Origin of the sequence: Streptomyces macrosporus, assembly GCF_039533145.1 — a bacterium.
GTDB classification, from domain to species: domain Bacteria; phylum Actinomycetota; class Actinomycetes; order Streptomycetales; family Streptomycetaceae; genus Streptomyces; species Streptomyces macrosporus.
Genome location: NZ_BAAASZ010000020.1, coordinates 278,839 through 303,185, shown reverse-complemented (window position 1 = coordinate 303,185; position 24,347 = coordinate 278,839). Strand labels below are relative to the sequence as shown.

The following is a 24,347-nucleotide window of genomic DNA, read 5'->3' as shown; positions in this document are numbered from 1 at the left end:
GCGCGGCCGGCGCCGTCCCCGTACGGGTGTCACCGAAGAGTGACAGTTGAGGGGTTGCCGCGCCGCCACCCTGGGGCCGTAAGCGATCAGTGACGACGTCCGGGGGTTCCCGTGCCCACGACACCCGACGCCACACCGCCCACGGCCGGCGGCCCGGTCGACACGGCCGCCATCCAGCACACCATCCGCCGGGCCCTGGCCCACGGCAGCGCGTCCCCGCGCCACGAGGACCTGGTCGAGCTGGGGACTCTGCTGCGCGGGCACATCCGCCTGTTGCTGCCGATCGCGCGGGCGCGCATGGAGGCCATGCCTCCGGCCGCCACCGAGCGGCTGCGCCACAGGACCCGGCTGGCGTGGATCGGCAACCAGCTCGGCTGTGGCCTCGGGGACGAACTGCCGTCCGCCCGGCGGCAGGTGCGTTCCCTCGCGCTCGACTGTCGGTGGCTGCTGCGGCAACTCCCCGGACGGGACAGGAAGGCGACACCGTGACCCTCACCCCCTCCCCCCACCGGACGGGCTTCGTCCCCCGCCAGGCGGGCCCCCTGTCCCACCGGGCGGACCGGGCCCCGGCCGCCCCGGCCGAGGCCGCCGGGAACGGCCTTCCCCTGAACTGGCTGCACCCCACCGGCCGGGTGTCCGCCGTCCTGTCCGCCTGGGAGCGCGGCGTCCTGGCCGAGGTCCCCACCGGGATCGCCTGGGACGTCGTCCGCGTCCCGGCCGACCTGGCCCAGGAGACCGTCCAGCGGCTGCGGGACGCCGGCGCGCCGGTGGGCCCCGTCCTCTCGGCCCCGCTGGGCGCGGAGTTCTTCGTCGCCCTCGGCTCGGCGGACGGCTGGGACGTCACCGGGGGCAGGGTGCTCCCCTACGGGACGCTGGTGCTGATGCCGCCCCCGAACACCGTCGAGCCCCGGCGGGTCGGCGACCGCCGCTGGATCGTCGGCCCGACCGACCGGCTGCCTCAGGGAGCGGACCTGCGGGACGCCTACGCCGAGGCCCGCGCGCACGCCGCGGAGGTCGCCGAGACCGCGGAGTGAACGCCGCGGTGCCGTGGCGACCGTCGTCACGGCACCGCCTCCCACCTGCGCACTTCCGCCCGCGCCGGCACCGGGACGCATGGGACGCCAACACCCGGATAGGCGTACGGGGTGAGCACTTACCAGGAAAGAGGCATCCCGGCCGAGGCGGCGGACACCGCGCCGCCCGCGCCCGCGCGGCCGCCCGCCGTGGCGCGGGGCGGGGCGCCGGCTCCCCGGACCCTCCGCCCGATGGAGCCGCGGCGGGACGGCGAGGGCAGCCTGGCCCACGTGGTGGAGACCCTTCTCGACAAGGGCCTGGTGCTCAACGCGGACATCATGGTGTCGGTGGCCGGCGTCGAACTCCTCGGCATCCGGCTGCGGGCGGCCCTGGCCTCCTTCGAGACCGCCTCGCGGTACGGGCTGGAGTTCCCCGCGGGCACCGACACCGAGACGGCCGCCTGGCGCGAGGCCCGCGAGGAGAAGGAGACCTGCCCCGAGTGCGGGAAGCGGGTCCCCGTCCACCAGTTGCTCCACGAGTGGTGCCCGTGGTGCGGGTGGCGCAGCGCCCAGGCGCGGCTGGCCGGCGACGCCCCGCGCGCCCTGCCGGAGCCCGGCGGCTCCGGCGGCTCCGACGGTCGGACCGTCCGGGGCGACCGGGACGGGGAGGACGAGCGGCGTGACGGCTGAGCGGCCGCCGATGAAGCCGACGAGGGACCCGCGGGTGACGCTGGACGACCTCGTCGAGGTCCTGCTGAACAAGGGCGCCGTCCTGCACCTGGACCTCATCGTGGCGGTGGCCGACATCCCCCTGATCGGCGTCAGCCTGCGCGCGGCGATCGCCGGCATGGAGACCATGCTGGAGTACGGCATGTTGCGGCAGTGGGACGCCGACACCCGGGCCTGGGCCGAACGCTCCGCCGCGCGGCGCGAGTTGGAGCTGCGGGCCGGCGAGGAGAGCGTCGCCCGCATGTACGGCGGCCACCTGTCGGAGGACGGCTTCCACACCACCTGGCGTCCGGGCACCGTCCACCTCACCGACCAGCGGCTGGTCGTCCTGCGCCGCGAGCCGCGCGAGGTGCTGTGGGAGGCCGAACTCGCCGCGGTGCGCGCGGTGCGGCTGGAGAGCGAGCGCACGGTCGGCGGCGAGACCCGCACCCGGCTGCGGGTGGAGCTGGCCGACGGCGTGGGGGCGCTGCTGTCCGCCGCCGACCCCGAGCGCCTGCGCGATCTGCTGGCCCGCACCTGCCCCGGCCCCCTGGCCTCGGACGGCCCGCCGCCCGGTGTGCCGGGTCCGGGCGACCGGGCGCTGGTGGAGGGGCACCTGTGGTACCGCGAGCCGCGCCGGGACGGCCCCCTGTGGCGCGGCGGGAACGGCCGGCTCACCCCGAACGGCCTGGTGTGGAAGTCGCCGCTGGACGCCCGTCCCGCCCTGGTCCTGCCGGCCGCGGACGTCACCGCCGTCCGCCCCGGCACGGAACGCGGACCGGGCGGCGAGGGGACCGTGTTCACCGTGGAGACCGGCTCCCGCGGGACGGTCACCCTCGCGGCCGACGAACCGCGCCGCTGGACCGAGGCGTGGGAGTCGCTGCGCGGCACGGCGCGGTCGTCCGCGGCGCGGCTGCCCACGGCGTGACGGAGCGGCGGAGAGCACGGGCGGAAGACGGCGGGAGAGACGGCGGGAGGAGGAGACGATGGCCATCACAGTCGACGAGAAGAGCCTCAAGCACGGTGTGCTGTCCCTGGTGGTCACCCTGGTCGAGGTGATCCAGGAGGCCCTGGAGCGCCAGGCCGTGCGCCGGATGGAGGGCGGCGACCTGACCGTGGAGGAGCTCGAACGCCTCGGCAACGCCCTCCTGGAACTGGACGAGGCGATCGAGGAGATCAAGGCCGACCACGGCATCACCGAGTCCGTCGCGGACCTCCACCGGGGTCTGGACGAGGTCGTGGACGACGTGGTGGACAAGCTGGTCAACCCCGCCCGCTGGGCCGAGGAGGCGCGGCGGTGACGGAACGGGCCCTCTACGTCTACGCGGTGGTGCCCCACCGGCCGGCCGCCGCCGCCGGCGTCACCGGCGTCGACGGCCGCCCCCTGCGTCTGCTGGAGGCGCCGGGCACGGGCGTCGCGGCCCTGGTCCACGACGCGGACCCCGCCCCCTACCAGGGGACGGACGAGGAGGTGCGGCGCCGGGTGGCCGAACAGGACGCGGCGGTGGTGGCGGTGTGGGAGCGCACCGGGACGGCCCTGCCCATGACCTTCAACGTCCTGGTGGCGCCCGACACCTCCGCCGGAGCCCCCCGGAGCGCCGAGGAACGCCTGCGGGAGTGGCTCGCCTCCCGCGCGGACGGGCTCCGCTCCCGGCTGGACGCCCTGGCCGACCGGGCCGAACTCAGGGTGGAGATCACCGTCGACCGGGCGGAGGCCGCACGGGACGACGAGCGCGCCCGCTCCCTGGAGGCCGAGATGGCCGACCGCTCCCCCGGCCTGCGCCGTCTGCTCGCCCGGCAGTTGGAGCAGATCCGGCGGGAGTCCTCCGAGCGCCTGGCCGACGCCCTCTACGCCGACGTGCGCCACCGGCTCCTGGCGGTGGCGGAGGACCTGCGCGAGCGGAGCCGGAGCGTGCGCGACGCCGACGAGAGCAACGTCCTCTCCGCGGCGCTCCTCGTCCGGAAACCGGACATCGAGGCCGTGGGCGCCGTCCTGGCGGCCGTCCGGGACGAACAGCCCGCCGCCCGCATCCGCTTCCTCGGCCCCTGGCCGCCCTACTCCTTCGCCGACCTCTCCGACGACGCCCCCCACGAGGACGGCCCCGGCCGGGACGCGCCCGCCCCGACCGCCGCGGGGAGCTGAACGCCTCCGGCGGCGGCCGGCGAACGGGCCTCCCACGGCCGGGGGTTCACCCGGCCCCGCCGCGGGAGGCCCCGGCCCTCGGGCGGTGGAGGACGTCGGAGGACGTCAATCGACCTCGATGCCGTACTCCTCGACCAGCGCCACCAGGCCCTCCGGGTAGCCCTTCCCGCCGAGGACGAAGTCCCAGTCGCCGTTGGCGCGTTTGCGGAACGAGCCCAGCACGAGGGCGGTCTCGCCGGGCCGGCCGTCGGAGACGTCCAACTCGTCGACCGCCGTTCCCGACGGGTCCGAGAGGCGGATCCGGGCGTTCAGGAAGCCCGACAGGTCGGCGCCGGGGGCGGCCTCGGGATCGACGGCGGCGACCAGCACCAACCGGTCCGCCTGTGGGGGGAGTTCGTCGAAGCGCACCCAGACGGCGGCCCTGTCCTCGCCGAACCCCGGCATCATCCGCACACTGCCGTCCGGATTGCTCGGGTTGTTGTAGAAGACGAACTGGTCCTCGTCGAGCACCCGGCTTCCCCGGCAGACGAGCGCGCACACGTCCAGGGCGACACCGCCGGTCCACGTCAGGCCCAGCACGGTGGCGTCGTCCGATTCGATGTCCGACCCGGCGTCCGACCCGGCGTCCGACCGGGCATCCGGCCCGGCGCCCGGTCCGGTGTCGAGACCGGCCTCCCCCGCCCGGGAGGCGCCGCCGAGGCGCCCGCCCAGGCCGTGGCGGTGGAGCAGGTCGACCAGTTCGGTGCCCTGGATCAGCGTGAGCGGCTTGCCGTTGGCGAAGGCGTGCGCCCCGGGGCCGAAGGCGGACGTGGTGATCAGCACGCCCTTGTTCGCGCCGACGCTCTGGACCGTGCCGTACAGATCGCGCACCGCGCTCGGCGGCACGGTGTTGCGGTACCGCTTCACCTGCACGACGATCTTCCCGCCCCGGATCGGGTCGGGGTCCAGCGCGTCCACGTCCACGCCCCCGTCGCCCGAGCGGCTCGTGGTCACCGCCTGCATGCCCATGGCCCGGAACAGCTCCGCGACGAGCTCCTCGAACTCCAGCGGGTCCATGTCGTACAGGTCCGGCTCCTCGCCGTCCCCGTGGGAGACCACGGGGCGCCCCGCCTCGCCGGGCAGCCGGACGGGACGCACCTCGGCACGGCGGTCCGGGCGGTCGGAGAGTTGGCCGCGGAGCCCTTCCACCAGGCACTCGGGAGCGCTCACCCGGGTGAGGTTCAGCCGCTCGAAGTCGGCGCGGGACACCATCACCGTGGCCAGGAAGACCTGCGTCCGGTGCCCCGTGGCGGGGTCGGTGTCGTCCACGAACCCGTTGAGGGCGACGGAGTCCAGCACCCCGAACGAGTCGGCGACGAAGAGGTCGCGCACCGCCAGGAGCACGCACTGCGCGAGCACGTCCCGGTACAGGGCGCGCCGCTCGGCGGCCGGCCGCTTGACCTCCTTGTCCCGGTCGGCGCCGGGCATGTACCGCACCATCGACACCTCGGGCACGACGGCGTAGCCGGGCAGTTCCCAGTTGAGGACGAGTCCGCGCGCGGCGGGGTCGAACGACGCGGACACCCGGCGGGGGAAGTCGTCCGGCCACCCCCGCGATGCGTACAGCGCCGCGGTGAAGTACTCCACGACCGCGGCCGGCTCGCCCCGGCCCAGGGCCGCGGTCAGCTCCTCGACGCCGGCGTTGTGCCGCCGGATCTCCGCCAGTCGCTCGTCCGCCCACTGCCGGTACTGCCGCTGGTAGGCGGCCAGGCTGTGTTGCCGCTGGGCCTCCGCCGCCTGAGCCGCCCGCAGGTCGTGCTCGTACCGCGCGCGGGCCTGCTCCTGCGTCTGCCGGTTCGCCCCGAACCCCCATCCGCCCCGCTGCCGGGGCAGGTAGGCGTCGGGATCGGGCATCGGCACGGGGACGCCGAGCTGCCCCGGGTCGAACGGCTCGACCTGTTCGGGGCGCTTCAGCGCCTCGGGGGTGAACGCCGGGGCACGGCACCCCGTGGCCAGGAACGACCTCAACGTCTCGACCCGCCGGTCGATTTCCTCGGTGCGCCGGCGCGCGTCGGCCTCCCGCCGTTCCCGGTAGGCCGCCTGCTGCTCGCGCCGGTTGCGCGCCGCCGCCCGCTCCGCGGCCCGCTGCCGGCGCTCCTCCTCACGCTGGTGCTGCGCCCAGGCGCGGCGCCGCGCCTCCTCCTGACGTTGCTGTTGACGCTGGATCTCCGCCCACGTGGCGACCAGTCCGCGAGAACGGCGGCTCATGTACGTCGTGGCCCTCCCCGAGACCTCACAGGTCCCACACCACACATTGGTTGAAGAAACGACGATATCGCTTCGCGGGGGGCCTCGTCACCGTTCGCGGTCCATCCGTCACACATCGGTGTGCGGCGGCGGCCTCGCCGCCGCACACCGTCCTCGTCCGGGGAGCCGGTCGGACGGGCTCAGACGTTGAACTCCTCCGGGCGGAGCCCCAGCGCGGCGCAGGCCTCCCGGATGACGTACTGCTCGGCCTGCGCGAAGTAGCCGTCGGAGCCGGCGATCACGATGCCGGTCTGGATCACCGCCCTGGCCTCCGTCGGCTTCTTGGCGACCTTGGCGATCTCCTGCATCGCCTCCGCCTTGCCCATCTGGAAGTTGGCCAGCAGGTGGTCCACGTGCTTGTTGAACCGCTGACGGAGCTGGTCCGCCGGGAAGTTCTGCAGAACGTCGTTGCCGACGATCATCGACTCGACGTGCTGCCGCTCGGCCGGGTCCACCTGTCCGTCCGCGGCGGCCACCAGCGCGCACATCGCCATGCTCGCGTCCCGGTAGGCGCCGCTCTTCAGCTCGGTCTTCATGGAGCTGAGCTGGGACTTCAACATGCTCACCAGCTGGGCGCGCGAGCCCCCGCCGGATCCGGAGCCATGGCCCCCGCCGTGCGCGCCCGGCGTATGCGCGCCCGGTGTCTGCGCGCCCCGGGACTGCTGGAGGCTCTTGGCCTGGTCCTTGATCCGATCCCACATCGCCACTGGTGCCACCTCGGCTTCTGTCACTGCCCGTCTCGTCACGGCCTGCGTCCTGCCAACGATTCCGGACCGTGATCGGGTTCCTCCGGCGGGCCGGCCGTCCACCGTTCGGCCCTCACCGAGCCGGGTGCCCCGCCGCGATCGGTCGTCTCAGGCGGCCCGCCGCCAGATCCCCTCCCACTGGCACCAGTGCCCCGGGGCCGGCGGAACCCTCCTCTCCGTCACCCTGGTCAGGGGGACGACCGGCTCGAAGCCCGCCGGAACGACCCCTTCGAGTTCGTCCCTCGCGAAGAAGTGGACGTCGAGCCCCTTCTTGGGACCGGCGAGGTAACGGACCGTCAGGCCGCCGTCCGGATGGGTCTCGACCACCTCGTGCGCGGGGTGGAGGTGGGTGCCGACGGCGTTGACCCGGACGCACAGGAGCCCACCGGGCGCGACCCGTGCGGCCGCGGCCCGGACGTGGTCGTGGCACCGGCCGCGCGGACCGTGCTGGAACACCTGGATCCCGACCACGATCGGGAACCTCTCGTCGGGCGGCAGGTCGTGCACCGTACCGTGCACGAGCCGGTCGGCCGGCAGGTCGGGGAGCCGGTCCCGGAGCGCCTCCAGCGCCTCCCCCGAGACGTCGAGCCCCACGAGGTCGAGGCCCGCCTCCCGGAGGGGAACGAAGTTCCGGCCGTTTCCGCAGCCGATGTACAGGCCCGACCGGAGTCCTCGGGCGCGCGCCTCCCTCACGACGGTCTCCACCATCGCCACGGGCGGCTCGTCCCGGTAGCGGCCACGGCGGTACTCGTCGTCCCACCGCTCGGCCACCGCGGCGTCCGGGTCCATCGGGCCTCCTGGGGGTATCGGTTCGATGCGACGTTCCGGGACTCCTACCCGGAACGGGAGCCGGTGGCCCGCGCACGCGTCCCGCGTACGGGCGTACGGGGTGGCCGGCGGAACAGGCCGGGGACGCCGGCGGCGAGCGCCCACAGCGGGAGGGGAAGCGCCGCGACCCGCTCCATGCCCCCATGCCGCCCATGCCCACGGAACACCGTCCGCCAGGCCGACTCCGGCCCACACGAGACCGATGCTGCCCGTCCCCCTGATGAGCAGAGCGCCCAGAATGTGCTGGTTCTCGTCGACGTCGGCAGGTGCCGGCCCCGCCGGAACGAACCCCACCCCGCCTCGACGCGCCGGGCAGGCCGCGGGACGTTCCGTCGGACGACCCCGAAGCGGGGCACGCACACGTGGGGGACGGCACCCCGGACCGGAGGACGACCCTCGACTGCCGATGGGGTGGAGTGCCTGGTGCTCGGCACCCGGCCGGTGGCATGACGTCCGCCCTCCACGAACCTCGCGCGCGATGAACCGGCCTCACACCGCGGTCGATGCCGGGCCCGATGCCGAAGCCCCGGGTCTGCCGGCCCGGGGATCTTCGTCGCCGATGGGCGCAGACGGGTCCGAACCACCGACATCCGCCTTGTAAGTTCGATACCGGGCTGTGCGGCCTGCCTGGCTCTCGTGCCCCCGACGGCTCTTGGTCCTCGTACGACCGTCCCGCTCCACTGCCGTCCGGGGACGTTGATGTCATCTGATGCTGTCAGCCACCCGACTGCCGCCTCCTCAGACGCCGATGGGCAGCTCCCTGGCCCGCTGACGCGCCTGGGCGCGTATCTCGGTGAGGCGGGCGTGGAAGCCGTTGTGCCGGTTCTGGTCGAGGTTCAAGGGCAGGTCGAGACTGGTGATCAGGTCGGACTCCAGCGCCCACGGCTCCGGGTGTTCCACCCAGCACACGCGGGCGTGCTCCGCCATCCACTGACTGAGTTCGGCTTCCCCGTCCTTGCCGAACGTCATCCGCTTGCCGCTGCCGACGCGGCGCAGTTCCAGGCCGAGCAGGCAGCCCAGGGTGAGTCGGAGCGTGGAACCCTCCGCGTTGCCCCGGAAGTGGTACCGCACCCGCGTCCGCAGGTTCTGGGCGCTCGTCCGGTTCGCCATGTGCCGCGGGGCGATGCCCACGTAGAGGAGCCGTCCGGCGGGCAGGTCCGGGGAGGGAGCCTTCGTGAAGTGCCATCCGTACACGCCGGGGGCAGCGGGTACCGGGCCGGGGCGTGCCAGGACCTCGTCTGCCGACCAGAGTCGAGCCGGGCTGGTGAGCGCGGCAGCGTGCATGGGACCTCCCGGAGCCGACGGCGTACGCGATCGCACGCTATCCGATAGCGCTGACGGAGCGCCTGGTTTGGGAGGCCTCTTGACTCCCCGACGAGGCAGCAGGTCACGGCATCACGCACCGTCCATCTTGGGATGTGTCCACACGTAGTCCACAGCCCGCTGAAGGGACCCGGGTGGCCTCTTCGTCCCAAGCGGGCCTGATGGTGGAGATTGAGCCCCGTGCGGCATGTGGGCAGGATGAGGGCGAAGCACGGGGCACCTGGGGGCGGGCTGCTGGGCACGGTGCCGCGTCGGCGGCGACGGCGGTCAGGAAGGCCAGGGCGAGGAACACGCCCACCTGGGTGGGGATGCCCCCTCTGGGGATTCCCGATGCGTCCCGCGGTGCCGGTGTACCGACGTTGCACCCTCGCCGAGGCGTGGCCCTTCTTCACGAAACCGGTCTCGTCCACAATCAGTACAACCTCGTTGGCGCCGAGGTGGTCGACCACGTAGGCGCGCAGGTCGTCACGGACGGCATCGGCGTCCCAGTGGGCATAGCGCAGCAGACGCTGCATCGGCCCGGGCCGGACATGACCGGCCTGCTCGGCCGGCTGCCTGAGGGTTGCCCCCTCCCGGGGACAATTCTTGCGTTCGATGTTCGACAGCAGCCCGAGCAGGTAGGCGCGGGCGGTCGCTCGTGGCTCAACTCGGCCGAACCGGCCCGCGATCCGGGTCATGGCCTGGTTGAACATCACCCGCCAGTGAGCAGGGTCTACGCTATGGCCCGCGGCCACCGCACGATCTTCGTTTGTCCACACACCAACCGATGATCATGCGGTGGCTGTACCCGTTCCCAGCCGGGTCCGCCGCAAGATCACGAAGTCAGGCTGGAGTATTAATCCCGAACTACCAGCGAGATGGTTGCTGCACTTCTCCGCTGTACTGCTTTATCGACGCAGTCGCTCCAGCCACCATCCAACTGTGATCCAATAGATCGGCCACCACCACGGCGCTTGGTGTCCGGCTGCCCGATCCGGGACGGTGGTCCGTCTCAGCGCCGGGCGTGCTGCCTTTCGAGTGAGTCGACTGCCTCCGTGCTGGTAGCAGAAACCATCACGGTCAGCGGGCCTTCTACATGGTTGACCTTGTCGGGTCCTGCCCCCACATTGACGCATCCTGTGAGTGTGGCAGATCCAGAAGAAGTGGCGTGGGGCCTCTCTGGCTTGACCCCTCTCTTGGCGACCAACGCTGTGACCCGTGGCTTAGCTGCCAGTGATGGTCAACATTGGTCGCCCTCGGCTGCCCTCGGACAGCCTAGAGGCGGCCCGAAAAGACGCTCGTGAAATTGGCGGACCGGCTGGACGGGCTATCCGCGAAGCGCGGTAATCAATGCCGCGAGTGCTCCCACTGCCGTTGCTATGGTTGTGATCCACGCACGCGCCGTATGTCCGTCTGGCCGTTGTGCAGTACGGTTTCCGCATGGGCTTGGCTCTTTGGAACTGGGCGATGCTTCCAACGAGGTGATCTCCTGATTCTCGACTGACCGTTGAAATCAGCGGCCAGGCCCGAGGCGTCCCGCTAGTCGATCGCCAAATCAGGACTGCGGGCGCCTCATAGCTCTGAGCCGCCATGAGCCGGGAGCTTAGCGATGCGGCTGTTTTGAGGCACACCGTGCTGACGATGTTTCGGCACGCGCGGCACGTCTCTCCAGAGCCGCCAGCACGTCAATTTTTACGCGTCATGACCTGCGGCTTTGCAAGACTAGAAAGCGGAGCCACCTGGACTGTCTTGCATTCTGCGATCTCAGATGCAATCGCAGATGCGATCGCACTATCACTGAGCAATTCGGGCATATAACCCGGCGAGTATGGCCGAATCTCGATGACAAGGAGGACCATCGGCCACGAGGTCGGCGGAGCGACACAGCCCTGAAAGCAACCCGGAGATCGCTGCTGGCGCGCGGCAGGCGGTCGGGCCGGAGCGGGGCGAAGACAGGAGCGACGGCCCGGACCGCCGGGCCGCGCGACGCCGCGCCGCGTGCGGCGGAAGCGCCTTGACGACGTAGGGGAACTCTTACCGCGCTCCGCATGGTCCTGTGGCCCGATGGCGGATGCGCCTGCTCCGCCACCGTGCGGGCACGTCGTCTTCGCCGGATACGCCCCAGGGCGCGGCCGGCCCGGGGGTGTCCCCTTCCGCGATCTGCGGCACACCGGCGGCGCCCCCTCGCCGCGGCCGGGGATGCGATCACGTGCGAGCCGATGCATCGGATGGGGCACTCGTCGGTCCGTGCCGCGTTGCTCCACCAGCACCTCGTCAACGGCCGTGACCGTGGGATCGCCGACCACGTCGACGGCCAGATCCGGAAGGCGAAGTGGACTCTTGGTGGGCTTTCTGTCACGCAGGGGCACGGCGGCACGGCGCCGTCGTGAAAGGCGAAAGGCCCGGGTCTCCGGGGGTTCACCCGCTGACCTGGGCCTCTGCCGCATCCTGCCACTGGTGGGCGCAGACGGGTTCGAACCGCCGACATCTGCCTTGTAAGGGCAGCGCTCTACCGCTGAGCTATGCGCCCGGGGGATGTGAAGACACAGCGTACCCTGCCGTCCGGTCCGCGCCATAAACCCCAGGGGCGGGCGGGGGCTGTCCCCACCGCCGTTCCGGTGGTCCGCGGGATGCCGGGGCGGGGGTGGTGGTCCATACCGTCGGGGGGTGCGCGACGACGCGCCTCGTCCGAGCGGATACGGAGAGAAGGCCGATGACCACCGAGACCCGCCGCAGCACCGTCCGAGCCCTGGCCGCCGCCGTTCTGGTGGTCGCGGTCGCCGTGGGGACGGCCGGGTGTGCGGACGCCGACGACGCCGAGCCGGAGCACCGGAACTTCGCTCTGGGCGAGGGGGAGGAAACGCTGACGATCGACGTCGACAACTCGCCGCTGGAGCTGGTCGCCGCGGACCGGAAGGCGGACCGGAAGGAGGTGCGGGTCACCCGCTGGTTCGCCGGGTACGCCTACGGCGGCAGCACGGGCGCGACGTGGTCCCTGAAGGACGGCACGCTCGCGCTGGGACCGGACTGCCGGGGGCCCGCGAGCTGCGACATCCGGCACCGGGTGGAGGTGCCGCACGGGGTGGCGGTGCGGGTCGTGAGCGACAACGGCGACGTCACCGCCCGCGGTTTCCGCGACGCGCTCACGGTCGCCGCGGACAACGGCAGGGTGCGGGTCCGGGACGTCGCCGGGCCGCTGGACCTCAGCGGCGACAACGGTTCCGTCGAGGCCACCGGCGTCCGTTCCCGCGAGGTCGCCGCCGAGGTCGACAACGGCGGGTTGCAGCTCGCCCTGGTCGAGGTCCCGGACCGGGTGAAGGCCCGCGGCCACAACGGCTCGGTCACCGTCGAGCTGCCGCGCGCCGCGTACCGGGTGAACGCGAAGACCGACAACGGCCGCGTCCGGGTGGAGGTGCCCCGTGCCGAGGACGGCCGGCGCACCGTCGACGTCCTCGGCGACAACGGTGACGTGACGGTGCGCACCGCGGACTGAGCCGTTCGGGTCCCGTGTGTTCGCCGGTGCCGGGTGGGAGAATGGCAGCCGGGCCGGTGAGCACGTACGGGGAGAGGACACACGTGGCGGCGATGAACGGCGGCGCACGTCGCTGGGGCTGGGGAGGCGGCGGTCGTGCCGAGAGCCGGCGCGCCGAGGCCCAGGCCGCGAAGGACGCGGCGGCCACCGCGTTCTACGAACTGGACACCGCCCAGCGCGACCTGCGGATCTCCATGGAGACCCTGGCGGCCGTCGACGACTCCCCCGCCGCCCGTCGGGCCGTCGCCGACTTCGCCGAGTTCGGGCGGCGGATCGACGCGGTCAGCCACGACTACATCAAGGCCGTGGACGCGCACGACCTGGACCGGGACGACCTGGACCCCGACACCGCGTCCCGTGCTCGCCAGGCCCTGGTGAGAGCCACCGAGGAGCTGGAGCGGACCAGGAGGGAGCTGGAGCGGTTCGGGCAGGGGCTCGGGCCGCTGTTGGAGAAGGCCGAGAGCCGGCTCGCCCGGCTCGCGCCCGCCGTGGAGCGGGCCCGGCAGGCCCTGCTCGCCGCGACGAAAGCCCTCGACTCCGTACGCGCCTCCGGTTTCCGGGCGGACGACCTGGCCGCCCGGCTGGCCGCCCTCTCACCCGAGTTGACCAAGCTCAACGAGGGGGCGGGCCGCCACGGGGTGCGGGAGACCATCCAGCGGGCCGACCGCGTGCTGCGCGAGGCGGAGGCGGTCCGCGAGGAGGCCGAGCGGCTGCCGGAGCGGGCCGCCGAGATAGACCGGCGGCTCGCCTCCCTGCGCACCCGCGCCGAGGCGCTGCACACCCGGGCGGGCCAGGTGGAGCCGGTGCTCAGCGAGTTGCGGCGGAGGTTCGCCGTGGCGTGCTGGGAGGACCTCCAGCAGGTCCCCGAGCAGGCCGAGCGCGCGGTGCGGCAGGCGGAGGAGAGGCTGGCCGAGGCGCGCGGGGCGCGTCGGGAGCAGCAGTGGGCGGACGCCACCGCGCGGCTGTCGACGGTGCGGGCGCTGCTGAACGACGCCGACGAGGCGGTCTCGGCCGCCGGCGAGCGGCTGCGGCGTCTGAACGAGGTCTCCTTCGACCACACCGGGGAGGTGGAGCGGGTGCGTTTCGCCATCCGCGACGCCCAGCGGCTGGCGATGGCCGGCCGTACCCACCCCGATCCCCGGCACGCCGCTCCGTTGGACGCCGCGGTGGCGCGGCTGGACCGGGCCGTGGCGGGTCTGACGGGGCGGCACCCGGACTGGTGGCACTTCGTGACGGAGTTGGACTCCATCCGCGAGACGGTGGCGCAGGTGGTGCGGAACATCCGCGAGGAGCGTGCCGCGGGGGGCTGAGCCTTTTCTCCCGTCCGGGCTGACCTGTGGCTATGCTGCGTTTCATGCCGCGTTACGAGTTCCGCTGCCGCTCCTGCGGCACCACGTTCGAACTGAACCGTCCGATGGCCGAGTCCGGTGCTCCCGCGACCTGTCCGGAGGGCCACGACGACACCGTCAAGCTGCTGTCCACGGTGGCCGTGGGCGGCGCCGCCTCCCGCGCCTCCGCCCCCGCCCCGAGCGGAGGCGGAGGCGGCGGATGCTGCGGGGGCGGCTGCTGCGGCTGACCGCCCGACGGTACGACGCGTGACGCCGCCGCGGTGCGAGAGGCACCGCGGCGGCGTCGCGGGGTTCCGGGGTCAGACCCCGGCGGGCTCCTTCTCGTCCTCCCGGTCGACGGACGGCTTCCGCAGGCTCTCGCCCTCGATGTCGAGGTTGGGCAGGACCCGGTCGACGGGGCGGGGCAGCTTCCAGGCGGCGCGGCCGAGCAGGGACATCGCGGCCGGCACCAGGGTCATGCGGACGACGAACGCGTCGATGAGCACGCCGACGGCCAGGGCGAACCCGATGGACTTGATGATCGGGTCGTGCATGAACACGAATCCGCCGAACACGGACGTCATGATCAGCGCGGCGGCGGTGACGACCCGGGCGTTGTGTCCGACGCCGTTGACCGTGGCCTGCTGGGCGGTGTCGCCGTGGACGAAGTCCTCCCGCATCCGCGAGACGAGGAACACCTCGTAGTCCATGGCCAGGCCGAACAGGATGCCGATGAGCAGGATCGGCAGGAAGCTCACCAGCGGTCCGGGGACGTCCACGCCCACCAGGTCGGCCAGCCGGCCCTGCTGGAAGATGGCGACGGTGATGCCGAAGGTGGCGCCGATGGTGAGCAGGAAGCCCAGCGCCGCCTTGATCGGCACCAGGATCGAGCGGAAGACCAGCATCAGCAGCAGGATGGACAGCCCGACCACCAGCAGCAGGTAGACCGGCATGGCGTCCGCGAGCTTCTCGGAGACGTCGATGCCCATCGCCGTGACGCCGGTGAGGGCGACGTCGGCGCCCTCGATGTCGGCCGCGCGGTCGCGTATGGCGTGGACGGCCTCCTCGGTGGCGGCGTCGGTGGGGCCGGCCTCGGGGATGACGGTCAGCAGCGCGGTGGTGCCCTTCTCGTTGAGCTGGGGCTGCGCCACCGCGAGGACGCCGTCGGTGTCCTGGATCAGCGCCGCGGCCTCCTTGACGGCCGCGCCGGTGGCCCGGGCGTCGTCGCCGGAGACGACGGCTATCAGCCTGCCGTTGAAGCCCGGTCCGAATCCCTCGGTGGTCAGGTCGTAGGCCTCGCGCGCCGGGGAGCCGGGGGCGGCGGTGCCGGCGTCGGGCAGCGCCAGGCGCATGTCCTGGGCGGGGAGGGTGAGCGCGCCCAGCCCCAGGACTCCCAGGAGGAGGACGGGGATGCGCAGCCGGGTGACGATCCGGCCCCAGCGGAAGCCGAAGCCCTCCTTCTCGGGCTCCACCGCTCCGCCCCGCTGCTTGCGGGGCAGGACCTTCTCGCCGGCGAAGCCCAGGACGGCGGGCAGCAGGGTGAGGGCGACCAGGACGGCGACGGCGACGGTGCCCGCCGCGGCCAGGCCCATGACGCTCAGGAAGGGGATGCCGACGACCGACAGTCCGGCCAGGGCGATGACGACGGTGGCGCCGGCGAAGACGACGGCCGAACCGGCGGTTCCGGTCGCCCGGCCGACCGCCTCCTCGGAGTCCATGCCCTCGGCGAGGAACTGGCGGTAGCGGGAGGTGATGAAGAGCGAGTAGTCGATCCCGACGGCCAGGCCCAGCATCAGCGCCAGGATGGGCGCGGTGGAGGTCAGTTCCATGACGCCGCTGAGGGCGTACAGCCCGGCCATGCCCACCGCGACGCCGATCAGCGCGTTCAGCAGGGTCATCCCGGCGGCCACCAGGGAGCCGAGGGTGACGACGAGGACCACCGCGGCGACCAGGACGCCGAGCGCCTCGGTGGAGCCGACCTCGACCTTGCTGGTCATGATCTCGCCGCCGTGCTCGACCCGCAGGCCCTCCGCGGAGGCGCCGACCTCCTCGTACGCCTTCCGCTGCGCGTCGGTGACGTCCTCGGCGCGGGTGTCGAACTGGACCTGGACCAGGGCGTATCGGCCGTCCCGCGACACGGAGCGGGCCTGGAAGGGGTCGACGGCGGCCACGACGCCGGGGACCTCGGCGGCTTCCTTCACCACCGGCGCGACCTGGGCGGGCGTGAGCTTCTCGCCCTCGGGCGCGGCGACGACGATGGTGCCGGTGATGCCGCTGGCCTGCGGGAACTCCCGTTCCAGCGAGGCCATCGCCCGCTGGGACTCGGTGCCGGGCATCGTGAACTTGTCGGTGGTGGAGCCGCTGAAGGCGGCGGCCGCGCCGCCCATGAGGGCGAGCAGGAGCAGCCACACGACGGCGACGCGGCGCCGTCGGCGGAAGGAGAACCGGCCGAGCCGGTAGAGCAGGTTCGCCATGGCGGAAGGTGTCTCTCCTCGGGAGTCGACGGGAGGAATCAGGAAGGTCGGTGGGCGCGGTCGAGGGTCCGCAGCGCGCCGTGGATCAGTTCCTCGCGCAGCGCGTCGGCCGGCACGTCCGGGTCGCCGGCGCACGTCACGAAGACGGCTCCGAGCACCATGTGGGCGGTGACGAGGTGTTTCGGGTCCGTCGAGCGGCCTGCCAGGGCGGCCACGAGCCGGTCCGCCATCTCGGGGACGTCGGCCAGGACCGGGTGGCAGAGCGTCTCGGTGACGTTCTGGAAGAGGATCTTGACCTCGCGTCGGAAGCGCAGCACGAGGTCGACGTATCCGGTGACGGCCGTCTCCGCGACCCGGTCGTCCCCCAGACCCGCCAGCTCGGCGTCGAGTTCGACGAGCGCCTCGCGGGCCGGGCTCAGCAGTTCGGTGAGGATCGCGTCCTTGCCGGCGAAGTGGTAGAGCAGGGACGCCTTGGAGCAGCCCACCACGGTGGCGATGTCGTGCAGCGACGTGCCCCTGTAGCCGTGGATCGCGAACAGGTTCAGCGCCGCGTCCAGGATCTGTCCGCGCAGTGCGGAAGCGGAACGCGCCATGTCTCCACCCTAAGCTGTCCGATCGGTCAGCCCTGACCGATCGGACAGTAACCGGATGTGGGGTGCCTCACAGGGGTGCGGGTGCCCGAGGAGGCCCGCGGCGACACCGCGGCACGCGGAGGGCCCACGGAGGCGGGTCCTCCGTGGGCCCTCGTCGGTCGGGGCGCGTCAGCGCCGGCGCGCGATCGTCACTCCGTCGGCGACCGTCAGCATGATCGCCTCGGTCCGCTCGTCGGCGACCACGTGGTCGTTGAAGGCGCGGATCGCGGCGGCGCTGCCGCCGGCGTCCGGATCGGCGACCTCGCCGTGGTAGAGCACGTTGTCCGCCACCAGAAGCCCGCCCGGACGCAGCCGCGGCACCAACTCCTCCCAGTAGTTCACGTAGTTCCCCTTGTCCGCGTCCAGGTAGACCAGGTCGATCCCCGGCTCGGCGGGCAGGGCGCGCAGGGTCTCCAGGGCGGGGGCGATGCGCAGGTCGATGCGGTCCGCGACGCCCGCCCTGGCCCAGAACTCGCGCGCGACGGCCGTCCACTCCTCGGAGACGTCGCAGGCGAGCAGCGTGCCGTCCGCGGGCAGGGCCCGGGCCATGGCGAGGGCCGAGAAGCCGGTGAAGGTGCCGACCTCCACGACGCGGCGGGCGCCGATCAGCCGGACCAGGAAGGCCAGCAGCGGCCCCTGCTCCTGGGCGGACTGCATGCCGGCCCGCTCGGGGAAGCGGGCGCGCGTGGTCTCCACCAGGTCCCGCAGCACCGGGTCGAGCGGGGGGTTGTGGTCGAGCACGTACCGGTAGAGCTCGGGGGTCTGGAGCGGGCGCTTGTCGCGGGGTGCCGGTGGTGTCATGTTCGCCATCCTCGCTCAGCGCCCGCGGGTGTGCAGCAGCATCTCCCGCAGGACGCGCTCCCCGGCCGCCACCCCGCGCTCGGGCAGGGCGGTGACGTGCGGCGCGGTCCAGCCGAGGTCGGCCAGTTCGCCGTGGCCGGGGCGCCAGGCGGTGTCGGCGGCCAGCAGCAGGTCGGCGTCGAGGAGGGAGTCCCCGGCGGCCAGGACGTGCCCGGCGCCGGTGCGGTGGACGACCTCGGCGACGGCGGCGCTCTTGGTGAGCGGACGGGGCACGGCGTAGACCTTGCGGCCCTGGAGGGAGACCGTCCAGCCGCGCGGCCCGGCCCAGTCCCCCAACTCCTTGACCCAGGTGTCGGGCAGGCGGTCGCGGTCCACCACCAGATAGGCGAACAGGTCCTCGGCGACGCGCTCCTTGAGCAGCCAGCCGGGGTCGGCCGCCGCCAACATGCGGGCGCGGACCTCCTCCAGGGAGGCGCAGTCGGCGGCCAGGGAGCGCCGCACGCGGGCGTGCCAGTCGGGGTCGGACTCGCCGTCCACCAGCAGGTGGCCGCCGTTGGCGCAGATCGCGTAGGGCGGGGGCGGGCCGGGCAGGTGGATGCGCCGGTACTGCTCGCGGGTGCGGGTGGTGGTGGGGACGAAGACCGCGTGCCGGGCCAGTTCGGCCAGCAGCGCCGCCGCCGCCTCGGTGAGGTACGACAGCGGTCGGGACCGGTAGACCTCCACGCACAGCAGGCGCGGGGCCCGCTCGTCGGGGACGGTCAGGCCGAGGGCGGCGGCGGAGTAGATCAGGGTGCGGTCCAGGTCGCTGGCGACCAGCGCGGTGCGGGGGACGGGGGGCGGGGTGGTCGGCGGAACGGTCATCGGACGGCCTTCCCGTCGGCTCCGGTCGCACCGCGCGTGTAGCGGGGGTGGATGAGGCCCACGCAGGAGTACGGCAGGTCGTCGACCTCCTCGACCGGCACGCCGCGCTGGTCGGCGAGGAGCCGGATGTGGTCCAGGTCGGCGCCCGCGCCGCGCCGGGCGAGGACGCGCCAGGGGACGCGGCGCAGCAGCACCCGGGTGGTCTCGCCGACGCCGGGCTTGACCAGGTTGACGTCCCCGATGCCGTACTCCTCGCTGATCCGCTCCACCGCCTTCCAGCCCGCCCAGGTGGGGGCGCGGTCGGCGGCGAGCAGCGCGCGCACGTCGTCGGCGACCTGCTCGCGGACCTCCTCGAAGCGGGCCTCGACGGTGTCCAGGAAGTGCCGGGAGACGTCCGAGGAGGCCAGCTCGCGGTAGAACTTCGCGCCGTGGAAGTCGTCGGGCCCGACGAGGTCGGCGCGGAGCACGGTGCGCGAGATCAGCCCGGAGACGGTGGAGTTGAGGCAGGCCGAGGGGATGAGGAAGTCCTCGCGGGTGCCGTAGGTGCGCACGCAGCCGCCGGGGTCGGCGAGGACGGCGAGTTCGGGGTCGAAGCCGGGGAAGGGTCGCAGCGCCTCGGCGAGTTCGCGGGTGATGGCGCCCTTGCCCGTCCAGCCGTCCACGAAGACGACGTCGGACGGGTCGTGGTGGGCGGCGAGCCAGCGCAGGGCGGTGGTGTCGATGCCGCGCCCGCGGACGATGGAGACGGCGTAGTGCGGCAGGTCCAGTCCGTGGACGTGCCGGGCCCAACGGCGCATCAGCACCCCGACGGGAGTGCCGGCGCGGGCCAGCGAGGCCAGGACGAGGCCGTGCCCGCGCTCGGCGAGCAGCGTGTCGGTCACCGTGCCGACCGCGCGGGCGATGCGGGCGGCGGAGGCGTCCAGGGCCTGGTGGAACAGCCTCTGGTACTCCTCGCTGGGCTGGTACTCCACCGGCAGCGACTCGGCGTAGTGGGCGCCGCCGCTCTGGATGGCCTCCTCCCGCTCCTCGGTGGGGGCCTCCAGATGGACGTCGGAGAGGTCCTGGAGCAGCCAGCCGACGTCCTCCGCGGCGTAGGAGGAGAACTCCGGGCCGCGCAGCGGCCTCGGCAGCGGCCGGTGGGAGGGGACGACGGCGAGCAGCACCCGGCCGGTGTGGGCGGCGAGGTGGGCCAGCAGACCGTCGGGGGCGTGGAGGGCGGGGGTGTCGGCGACGGAGTCCACGACGGCCACGACGGCGTCGAAGCCCTGGCCGGCGACGTTGTAGGCGTAGCGCGGTCCGGGACCGTCGGCGGGGTCGTCGTGGGCGGGGAAGACCAGGCGGGTGCGTATCGCGTAGCCGGGCTCGTCGACCGCCAGGACGGGCGAGCGGGTGGTGGTGGAGAAGCGGACCTCCGCGGTGGTGGCCCCGGCCAGCGCGTCGGCCAGCCGCAGCGGCGCGTACATCAGTTCCTCGCACCCCAGCACGAGCACCCGGCGCGCTCCGTCGGGCAGTTCGGCGGCGATCCGGTCGGCCATCGCCGGCAGCGCGGCCTCCAGCCGGGCGCGGTGGGCGGGGGTGAAGCCGTGCCGGCCGCCGTCGGGCAGCCCCGACGGCCAGCCCAGGTCGACGCGCCGCACCTCGCGGGGCCCCGCGGCGGGCGCGGGCGGCGGGTCGTCGTGGGCCTCGACCAGGGCGGCGCCGCGCTCCAGCACGTCCTCGGGCAGGTGGACACCGCCGGTGGCGAGGGCCACCACGTCGACGCGGGCGCCGAGTTCGGCGGCGAACTTCTCCAGCCGGGCGCGGTCGGCCTCCCCGCGCAGGTCGGTGAGGGCGACGATCACGTACCGCTCGCGCGGGAAGGCGCGGTGGAGGGCGGTGATGGTGTTGAGGACGGTGGTGCCGGTGGAGAACTCGTCGTCCACCAGCACCAGGGGGCCGTCTCCGGCCGGCAGTTCCGGGTCCTCGGGCAGCAGCAGGTGGGAGGTGGCGTGGGAGTGCTCCTCCTCGAAGCCGCCCACGGGCGTCACGCCGGGGACGGGGCGGCGCGTGGAGTGGAGGTAGACGGCGGTGCCCAGGCCGTCGGCGACGCTGTGGCCCAGCGCGGTGGCGGTCTCGGCGTACCCCAGGACGACGGCGCGGTCGGCCTCGTCGCCCAGCAGGTCGCGGACCCGTTCGCCCAGGGCGAGTCCGGTGCCGTAGACGACCTCGGGCAGTTGCGGGACGTGCTTGCCGAGCACCCGGGAGACCAGCAGGTGGGCCCGTCGGGGGTTGCGCCGCAGGGCCAGGCCCAGCAGGTCGCGCAGTTCGTCGGGCTCGCCCTCGGGGACCTCCAGTCGGACGCCCAGTCGCTGTGCGACCCACTCCCCCGGCCACCGTCTGGCGCCGGGTGTCCGCTCCTCCGCCTCGGCGCGCGCCGCGCCGCGCTCCTCGCCCCGCTCCTTGCCGTCCGTGTCCGCCTCCCAGGTCACCGTGGTGTGCCCCTCACCGTATCCGCCGCTCATGTGGTGGCCGCCAGCAGTTCGACGAAGCCCACGCCCTCGCGGGCGACGCCGAAGGCCTCGGCTCTCAGCAGGGTGCGTTCGGCCCAGGCCCGGTGCGGCTTCACCTCGTTCATCTTGTTGGTGTACGCGGACCGCAGCACGCCGCCGCCGTTGCGCTCGGGGCTGAGGATGTCCGTGGCGTCGCTGAACTCCTCGTGGCTGACCACCGACAGGGCGTGCACGGGCGCCACGTGCGAGGGATGTATGCAGGTCTTGCCCATCAGGCCGTTGGCGCGGTCCAGTTCGATCTCGCGCAGCAGTCCGTCCATGTCGTGCTCGATCAGGGCGGCGCGCAGTTCCTCGGCCCGGCCGGTGAACGGGCTGCGGCGCAACTGCGGTTTGAACATCCGCTCCTGGAGGCGGAAGTACTCCCACACCGGTCCGGTGACGGTGAACCCGGTGCCGTCGGCGCGGCCGAGCACGTTGACCACGTCGGCGATGACCGAGGCGACGATCTGGACGTCGTAGGCGGTCATCTCGGGGCTGCGGCGCAGTCCGTAGGCGGAGCAGAAGTCGGTGACACCGAGGCGGAGCGCCAGGACGCGGTCGCGGTACTTGTCGACGGTCCGGGCTATCCCGGTGAGCGTCTCCACGCGCGTTTCCAGGTGCAGAAGCTCGGGGGACTCCAGGACGGGCATGGCGAAAAGCCGCCGTCCGCAGGCGGCCTCGGCCGCGGTGAGCGCCTCCAGGAAGGGGATGCCGCGTTCCTCGGTGAATTTGGGCAGCACGAATCCGGACAACAGGGAGACGGCCGGGCCCAGCCGCCGGACCAGGCCGGTGATCTGGGCGGGTTCACGGACGCGGACGAAGAGCAGCGGCACCTCGTCGGAGTCGGACGCGGCCAGCTCCGCCACCTGCCCGACGAGGTTCTCCTCCGCGTCGGCCACGTCGGCGTCGTCGATGGAGTCCTCCAGGCAGAGCACCATGGAGACCACTCCGTTGCGAGCCTGCTTGCGGATGTCCTCGGCGAGCCGCGGCCGGGTGGCGGGGCTGTAGAGGGTGGCGCCGAGGGCCACCGAGAGGAGTCGTGCCGGTGACCGCATGGAGAACTCGACCGGCTCCCGGTGGAACAACTCGCGCCGGGTTTCCGGCGAAAGGTGTCCGAAATGCTGCATAGGACCCCCGTTCCATCGCCGGCCCCATGGCTTTCATGGGCGAGATCCGGCCGAACATCGTACGTACGAGCGTGGCTCAAAAGTTACCCGAATGCATGAACAAAACATTACTTACGCGCAAACCTGCGGTACCGGGGCACCCGCGTTGTCCCCACGGGCCGAGCCAGGCAGGATGGCTTTATGACGCACGCGATGTTGAAGGGGTCGAACATCCAGCTCCACGCGACGGCCGTGCGCGCCGTGCTGCGCTGGACACCGGGCACGGGCGTGCGCGACGTCGACGCCTCCGCGCTGCTGCTGGGTGCGGACGGGCGCGTGCGCTCCGACGAGGACTTCGTCTTCTACAACCAGCCTCGCCACCCCTCCGGGCTGGTCCGGTACCTGCCCAAGAGGCGCGAGCCGGAGGGCCTGACCGACTCCGTCGAGGTGGACCTCGGCGGGCTCGACCGGTCCGTGGACCGGGTGCTGCTGGCGGCCTCGGCGGACGGCGGCACCTTCGCGGACGTGCGCGATCTGGTGCTGCTCCTGCAGGACTCCGAGAGCGGCGAGACGCTGGCGCGGTTCGAGATCAGGCCGGAGACGGGTTCGGAGACGGCCCTGATCTGCGGTGAGCTCTACCGGCGCGGGGACGGCTGGAAGTTCCGCGCGCTGGGCCAGGGGTACGACGACGGGCTGATCGCGCTGGCGACGGAGTTCGGGATCTCGGTGGAGGAGGGTGCCGCGGAGGCGTCCGCGTCCGGGGAACCGGCGCACACCATTCCGCAGCCGCCCCCGGAGCCGGACGTCCCCGAGCCGGACCCGGTGCCCGAACCCCGGCCGGAGCCCCACCCCGAGCCGCGTCCCTTCCCCGAGCCCACACCCCGGCCGGAACCGCAGCCGGGCCCCGAGCCCCAGCCCGAGCCGCAGCCGCGACCCGAGCCCGCCGCGGCGACGGTCGCGATGCCCCCGCCGCCGGCGACGCCGCCGCCCGTGCCGTCCCAGCCCGCGTACGGCTACCCCCAGCCGCCGGCCCAGTCGCCGCCGGCCCCGCAGCCCGCGTACGGCTATCCGCAGTCGCCTCCGCCCCCGCCGGTCCGGCCGCCGCAGCCCGCGTACGGCTACCCCCACCAGCCCGACCCGGCCTTCGCCCTGCCGCCGCAGGGGCCGCAGTTCCTGGGGCGCTAGCGGATTTCCGGACGGCTCCCGGCCCGCGCGGGCCGGGAGCGCGCACAAACCCGGCCGGGCGGGATCACGTCCGGCCGGCCTTCCTCTTGTAGCCGCGGCCCCACTGCAGGCCCCAGCCGTAGAGCCGGTCGAGTTCGGACTGGAAGCCGTAGACGTAGCGGACCTCGCGGCGTGCCACGAGGTGGCCCTTGCCGTCGTGCTCGATCAGCAGCACCGCGCACGAGCGGGCCTCCGGGGCGCGCTCGTCGAGGCCGATCTCGATGCGGGGGCCGCTGCTGGGGATCAGCGTGACCACGGCGTGCGTACGGTCGAACGCCGGGGTGCCGTCGTAGATGTAGACGAAGACGAGCAGTCGTTTGATCTCGTCCTTGTGGTCGAGGTTGACGTAGATGGTCTCGCCCGAGGAACCGCCGAACCGGTCGTCGCCGCTGAGCTTGACGTACGGCGGCGCGTTGATCGCCCCCAGCAGGCCGCCCAGGGACTGGACCACGCCCTTGCTGCCGTCCTTCAGCTCGTACATGCAGGCCAGGTCGAGGTCCACCGTCACCATGCCCTGGGTGTGCCCCTGCACCGGCTCGGGCTTGAACATCGCCAGCGGATTGCGCAGCAGGTCGCCGCGCCGGGACCGTCCGTCGAGGTCGGACGACCGCATCCGCCAGGAGAGGTTGATCTGCAGGTTGCCGCTGTCGGCGCCCTGCCGGGTGAGCGAGACCGTCGAATGCCGTCTGGTCAGCTCCATCGCGTACGTCGTCGGGCCGCCGACGGTGTCGAACCTCGGGCCCCTGCGCATGCCGCCGCGCCAGTGCTCCCACAGGGAGACCATGCGTTCCTACCCCCACTGTTCCCGACCGGACCGTGCTTCCAACGCCGCGGG

General features: G+C 73.2%; 22 protein-coding genes, 1 tRNA gene and 1 pseudogene. 10 read left to right on the top strand and 14 right to left on the bottom strand.

What is annotated here, in order from left to right; all coding sequences use genetic code 11:
• The first annotated feature begins 111 nt into the window (after positions 1 to 111).
• From ABD335_RS13450 to ABD335_RS13425, 6 genes are all read left to right on the top strand, one after another.
• Positions 112 to 489 (top strand): DUF6415 family natural product biosynthesis protein, encoded by a 378-nt coding sequence (locus ABD335_RS13450; RefSeq protein ID WP_344322514.1) that lies wholly within the window; start codon positions 112 to 114, stop codon positions 487 to 489.
• Positions 486 to 1,034, top strand: a complete 549-nt coding sequence (locus ABD335_RS13445; RefSeq protein ID WP_344322513.1) for a hypothetical protein — start codon at positions 486 to 488, stop codon at positions 1,032 to 1,034. Before ABD335_RS13450 ends, ABD335_RS13445 begins: the two co-directional genes overlap by 4 nt.
• A 111-nt stretch (positions 1,035 to 1,145) precedes the next feature.
• Complete coding sequence (locus ABD335_RS13440) at positions 1,146 to 1,703, top strand: gas vesicle protein (RefSeq protein ID WP_344322512.1); 558 nt, start codon at positions 1,146 to 1,148, stop codon at positions 1,701 to 1,703.
• Positions 1,693 to 2,649 (top strand): gas vesicle protein GvpJ, encoded by a 957-nt coding sequence (gvpJ, locus tag ABD335_RS13435; protein WP_344322511.1) that lies wholly within the window; start codon positions 1,693 to 1,695, stop codon positions 2,647 to 2,649. Before ABD335_RS13440 ends, gvpJ begins: the two co-directional genes overlap by 11 nt.
• Before the next feature lie 58 nt (positions 2,650 to 2,707).
• Complete coding sequence (locus ABD335_RS13430) at positions 2,708 to 3,022, top strand: gas vesicle protein K (RefSeq protein WP_344322510.1); 315 nt, start codon at positions 2,708 to 2,710, stop codon at positions 3,020 to 3,022.
• Complete coding sequence (locus ABD335_RS13425) at positions 3,019 to 3,864, top strand: GvpL/GvpF family gas vesicle protein (protein ID WP_344322509.1); 846 nt, start codon at positions 3,019 to 3,021, stop codon at positions 3,862 to 3,864. The genes ABD335_RS13430 and ABD335_RS13425 overlap by 4 nt, the downstream gene beginning before the upstream one ends.
• 105 nt (positions 3,865 to 3,969) lie before the next feature.
• Here ABD335_RS13425 and ABD335_RS13420 read toward each other — a convergent pair whose 3' ends face one another.
• The 7 genes and pseudogenes from ABD335_RS13420 to ABD335_RS13395 form a co-directional block, all read right to left on the bottom strand.
• On the bottom strand, positions 3,970 to 6,111 hold the full coding sequence (locus tag ABD335_RS13420) for a restriction endonuclease (protein WP_344322508.1): 2,142 nt from the start codon (positions 6,109 to 6,111) through the stop codon (positions 3,970 to 3,972).
• Between the two features lie 179 nt (positions 6,112 to 6,290).
• Positions 6,291 to 6,857: a tellurite resistance TerB family protein gene (locus ABD335_RS13415; RefSeq protein WP_344322507.1), complete on the bottom strand. Its 567-nt coding sequence runs from the start codon at positions 6,855 to 6,857 to the stop codon at positions 6,291 to 6,293.
• Between the two features lie 147 nt (positions 6,858 to 7,004).
• Positions 7,005 to 7,685, bottom strand: a complete 681-nt coding sequence (locus ABD335_RS13410; protein WP_344322506.1) for a class I SAM-dependent methyltransferase — start codon at positions 7,683 to 7,685, stop codon at positions 7,005 to 7,007.
• 777 nt (positions 7,686 to 8,462) lie between these two features.
• Positions 8,463 to 9,008 carry a GIY-YIG nuclease family protein gene (locus tag ABD335_RS13405; protein WP_344322505.1) on the bottom strand — a complete coding sequence of 182 codons (546 nt, stop codon included), beginning with the start codon at positions 9,006 to 9,008 and terminating at the stop codon, positions 8,463 to 8,465.
• Positions 9,009 to 9,364: 356 nt separating this feature from the next.
• Positions 9,365 to 9,724: pseudogene (locus tag ABD335_RS13400) on the bottom strand (transposase); the annotation flags it as partial.
• A 210-nt stretch (positions 9,725 to 9,934) separates the two neighbouring features.
• Positions 9,935 to 10,162: a DUF5763 domain-containing protein gene (locus ABD335_RS30780; RefSeq protein ID WP_425583625.1), complete on the bottom strand. Its 228-nt coding sequence runs from the start codon at positions 10,160 to 10,162 to the stop codon at positions 9,935 to 9,937.
• 1,319 nt (positions 10,163 to 11,481) lie between these two features.
• Positions 11,482 to 11,556: transfer RNA gene (locus ABD335_RS13395), tRNA-Val, on the bottom strand.
• Positions 11,557 to 11,739: 183 nt separating this feature from the next.
• Here ABD335_RS13395 and ABD335_RS13390 point away from each other — a divergent pair.
• The 3 genes from ABD335_RS13390 to ABD335_RS13380 are packed head-to-tail and all read left to right on the top strand — an operon-like array spanning position 11,740 to position 14,134.
• Positions 11,740 to 12,519, top strand: coding sequence for a DUF4097 family beta strand repeat-containing protein (locus ABD335_RS13390; protein ID WP_344322504.1), 780 nt, complete (start codon positions 11,740 to 11,742; stop codon positions 12,517 to 12,519).
• Positions 12,520 to 12,560: 41 nt separating this feature from the next.
• The gene (locus tag ABD335_RS13385) at positions 12,561 to 13,868 is read left to right on the top strand and encodes a hypothetical protein (protein ID WP_344322503.1); all 1,308 of its coding nucleotides are present in this window, start codon (positions 12,561 to 12,563) and stop codon (positions 13,866 to 13,868) included.
• Positions 13,869 to 13,912: 44 nt separating this feature from the next.
• On the top strand, positions 13,913 to 14,134 hold the full coding sequence (locus tag ABD335_RS13380) for an FmdB family zinc ribbon protein (RefSeq protein WP_344322502.1): 222 nt from the start codon (positions 13,913 to 13,915) through the stop codon (positions 14,132 to 14,134).
• Between the two features lie 72 nt (positions 14,135 to 14,206).
• On the opposite strand, the gene ABD335_RS13375 is transcribed toward ABD335_RS13380, so the two are convergent.
• From ABD335_RS13375 to ABD335_RS13350, 6 genes are all read right to left on the bottom strand, one after another.
• The gene (locus tag ABD335_RS13375) at positions 14,207 to 16,360 is read right to left on the bottom strand and encodes an MMPL family transporter (RefSeq protein WP_344322501.1); all 2,154 of its coding nucleotides are present in this window, start codon (positions 16,358 to 16,360) and stop codon (positions 14,207 to 14,209) included.
• Positions 16,361 to 16,398: 38 nt separating this feature from the next.
• Positions 16,399 to 16,953 (bottom strand): TetR/AcrR family transcriptional regulator, encoded by a 555-nt coding sequence (locus tag ABD335_RS13370; protein ID WP_344322500.1) that lies wholly within the window; start codon positions 16,951 to 16,953, stop codon positions 16,399 to 16,401.
• 168 nt (positions 16,954 to 17,121) lie between these two features.
• Positions 17,122 to 17,793, bottom strand: a complete 672-nt coding sequence (locus ABD335_RS13365) for an O-methyltransferase (RefSeq protein WP_344322499.1) — start codon at positions 17,791 to 17,793, stop codon at positions 17,122 to 17,124.
• A gap of 15 nt (positions 17,794 to 17,808) precedes the next feature.
• Entirely contained in the window at positions 17,809 to 18,654 is an 846-nt protein-coding gene (locus ABD335_RS13360; protein WP_344322498.1) for an HAD family hydrolase, read from the bottom strand.
• A complete protein-coding gene (locus ABD335_RS13355) occupies positions 18,651 to 21,155 on the bottom strand; it encodes a phosphoribosyltransferase (RefSeq protein WP_344322497.1) in 2,505 nt (834 codons plus the stop codon). The genes ABD335_RS13360 and ABD335_RS13355 overlap by 4 nt, the downstream gene beginning before the upstream one ends.
• On the bottom strand, positions 21,152 to 22,309 hold the full coding sequence (locus tag ABD335_RS13350; protein ID WP_344322496.1) for an HpcH/HpaI aldolase/citrate lyase family protein: 1,158 nt from the start codon (positions 22,307 to 22,309) through the stop codon (positions 21,152 to 21,154). Before ABD335_RS13350 ends, ABD335_RS13355 begins: the two co-directional genes overlap by 4 nt.
• Positions 22,310 to 22,489: 180 nt before the next feature.
• Between ABD335_RS13350 and ABD335_RS13345 the strand changes: the two genes are divergently transcribed.
• The gene (locus tag ABD335_RS13345; RefSeq protein ID WP_344322495.1) at positions 22,490 to 23,473 is read left to right on the top strand and encodes a TerD family protein; all 984 of its coding nucleotides are present in this window, start codon (positions 22,490 to 22,492) and stop codon (positions 23,471 to 23,473) included.
• Between the two features lie 64 nt (positions 23,474 to 23,537).
• On the opposite strand, the gene ABD335_RS13340 is transcribed toward ABD335_RS13345, so the two are convergent.
• Positions 23,538 to 24,296 carry a Tellurium resistance gene (locus tag ABD335_RS13340; protein ID WP_344322494.1) on the bottom strand — a complete coding sequence of 253 codons (759 nt, stop codon included), beginning with the start codon at positions 24,294 to 24,296 and terminating at the stop codon, positions 23,538 to 23,540.
• Positions 24,297 to 24,347 lie beyond the last annotated feature (51 nt).

What these genes read in the sequence shown, in the direction of transcription:
- ABD335_RS30780 (WP_425583625.1), bottom strand. Translation starts at nt 10,162, where the DNA reads ATGCGTCAATGTGGGGGCAGGACCCGACAAGGTCAACCATGTAGAAGG.
- ABD335_RS13410 (WP_344322506.1), bottom strand. Translation starts at nt 7,685, where the DNA reads ATGGACCCGGACGCCGCGGTGGCCGAGCGGTGGGACGACGAGTACCGC.
- ABD335_RS13380 (WP_344322502.1), top strand. Translation starts at nt 13,913, where the DNA reads ATGCCGCGTTACGAGTTCCGCTGCCGCTCCTGCGGCACCACGTTCGAA.
- ABD335_RS13430 (WP_344322510.1), top strand. Translation starts at nt 2,708, where the DNA reads ATGGCCATCACAGTCGACGAGAAGAGCCTCAAGCACGGTGTGCTGTCC.
- ABD335_RS13345 (WP_344322495.1), top strand. Translation starts at nt 22,490, where the DNA reads ATGACGCACGCGATGTTGAAGGGGTCGAACATCCAGCTCCACGCGACG.
- ABD335_RS13360 (WP_344322498.1), bottom strand. Translation starts at nt 18,654, where the DNA reads ATGACCGTTCCGCCGACCACCCCGCCCCCCGTCCCCCGCACCGCGCTG.
- ABD335_RS13405 (WP_344322505.1), bottom strand. Translation starts at nt 9,008, where the DNA reads ATGCACGCTGCCGCGCTCACCAGCCCGGCTCGACTCTGGTCGGCAGAC.
- ABD335_RS13420 (WP_344322508.1), bottom strand. Translation starts at nt 6,111, where the DNA reads ATGAGCCGCCGTTCTCGCGGACTGGTCGCCACGTGGGCGGAGATCCAG.
- ABD335_RS13385 (WP_344322503.1), top strand. Translation starts at nt 12,561, where the DNA reads ATGGCAGCCGGGCCGGTGAGCACGTACGGGGAGAGGACACACGTGGCG.
- ABD335_RS13350 (WP_344322496.1), bottom strand. Translation starts at nt 22,309, where the DNA reads ATGCAGCATTTCGGACACCTTTCGCCGGAAACCCGGCGCGAGTTGTTC.
- ABD335_RS13340 (WP_344322494.1), bottom strand. Translation starts at nt 24,296, where the DNA reads ATGGTCTCCCTGTGGGAGCACTGGCGCGGCGGCATGCGCAGGGGCCCG.
- ABD335_RS13375 (WP_344322501.1), bottom strand. Translation starts at nt 16,360, where the DNA reads ATGGCGAACCTGCTCTACCGGCTCGGCCGGTTCTCCTTCCGCCGACGG.
- ABD335_RS13370 (WP_344322500.1), bottom strand. Translation starts at nt 16,953, where the DNA reads ATGGCGCGTTCCGCTTCCGCACTGCGCGGACAGATCCTGGACGCGGCG.
- ABD335_RS13355 (WP_344322497.1), bottom strand. Translation starts at nt 21,155, where the DNA reads ATGAGCGGCGGATACGGTGAGGGGCACACCACGGTGACCTGGGAGGCG.
- ABD335_RS13365 (WP_344322499.1), bottom strand. Translation starts at nt 17,793, where the DNA reads ATGACACCACCGGCACCCCGCGACAAGCGCCCGCTCCAGACCCCCGAG.
- ABD335_RS13390 (WP_344322504.1), top strand. Translation starts at nt 11,740, where the DNA reads ATGACCACCGAGACCCGCCGCAGCACCGTCCGAGCCCTGGCCGCCGCC.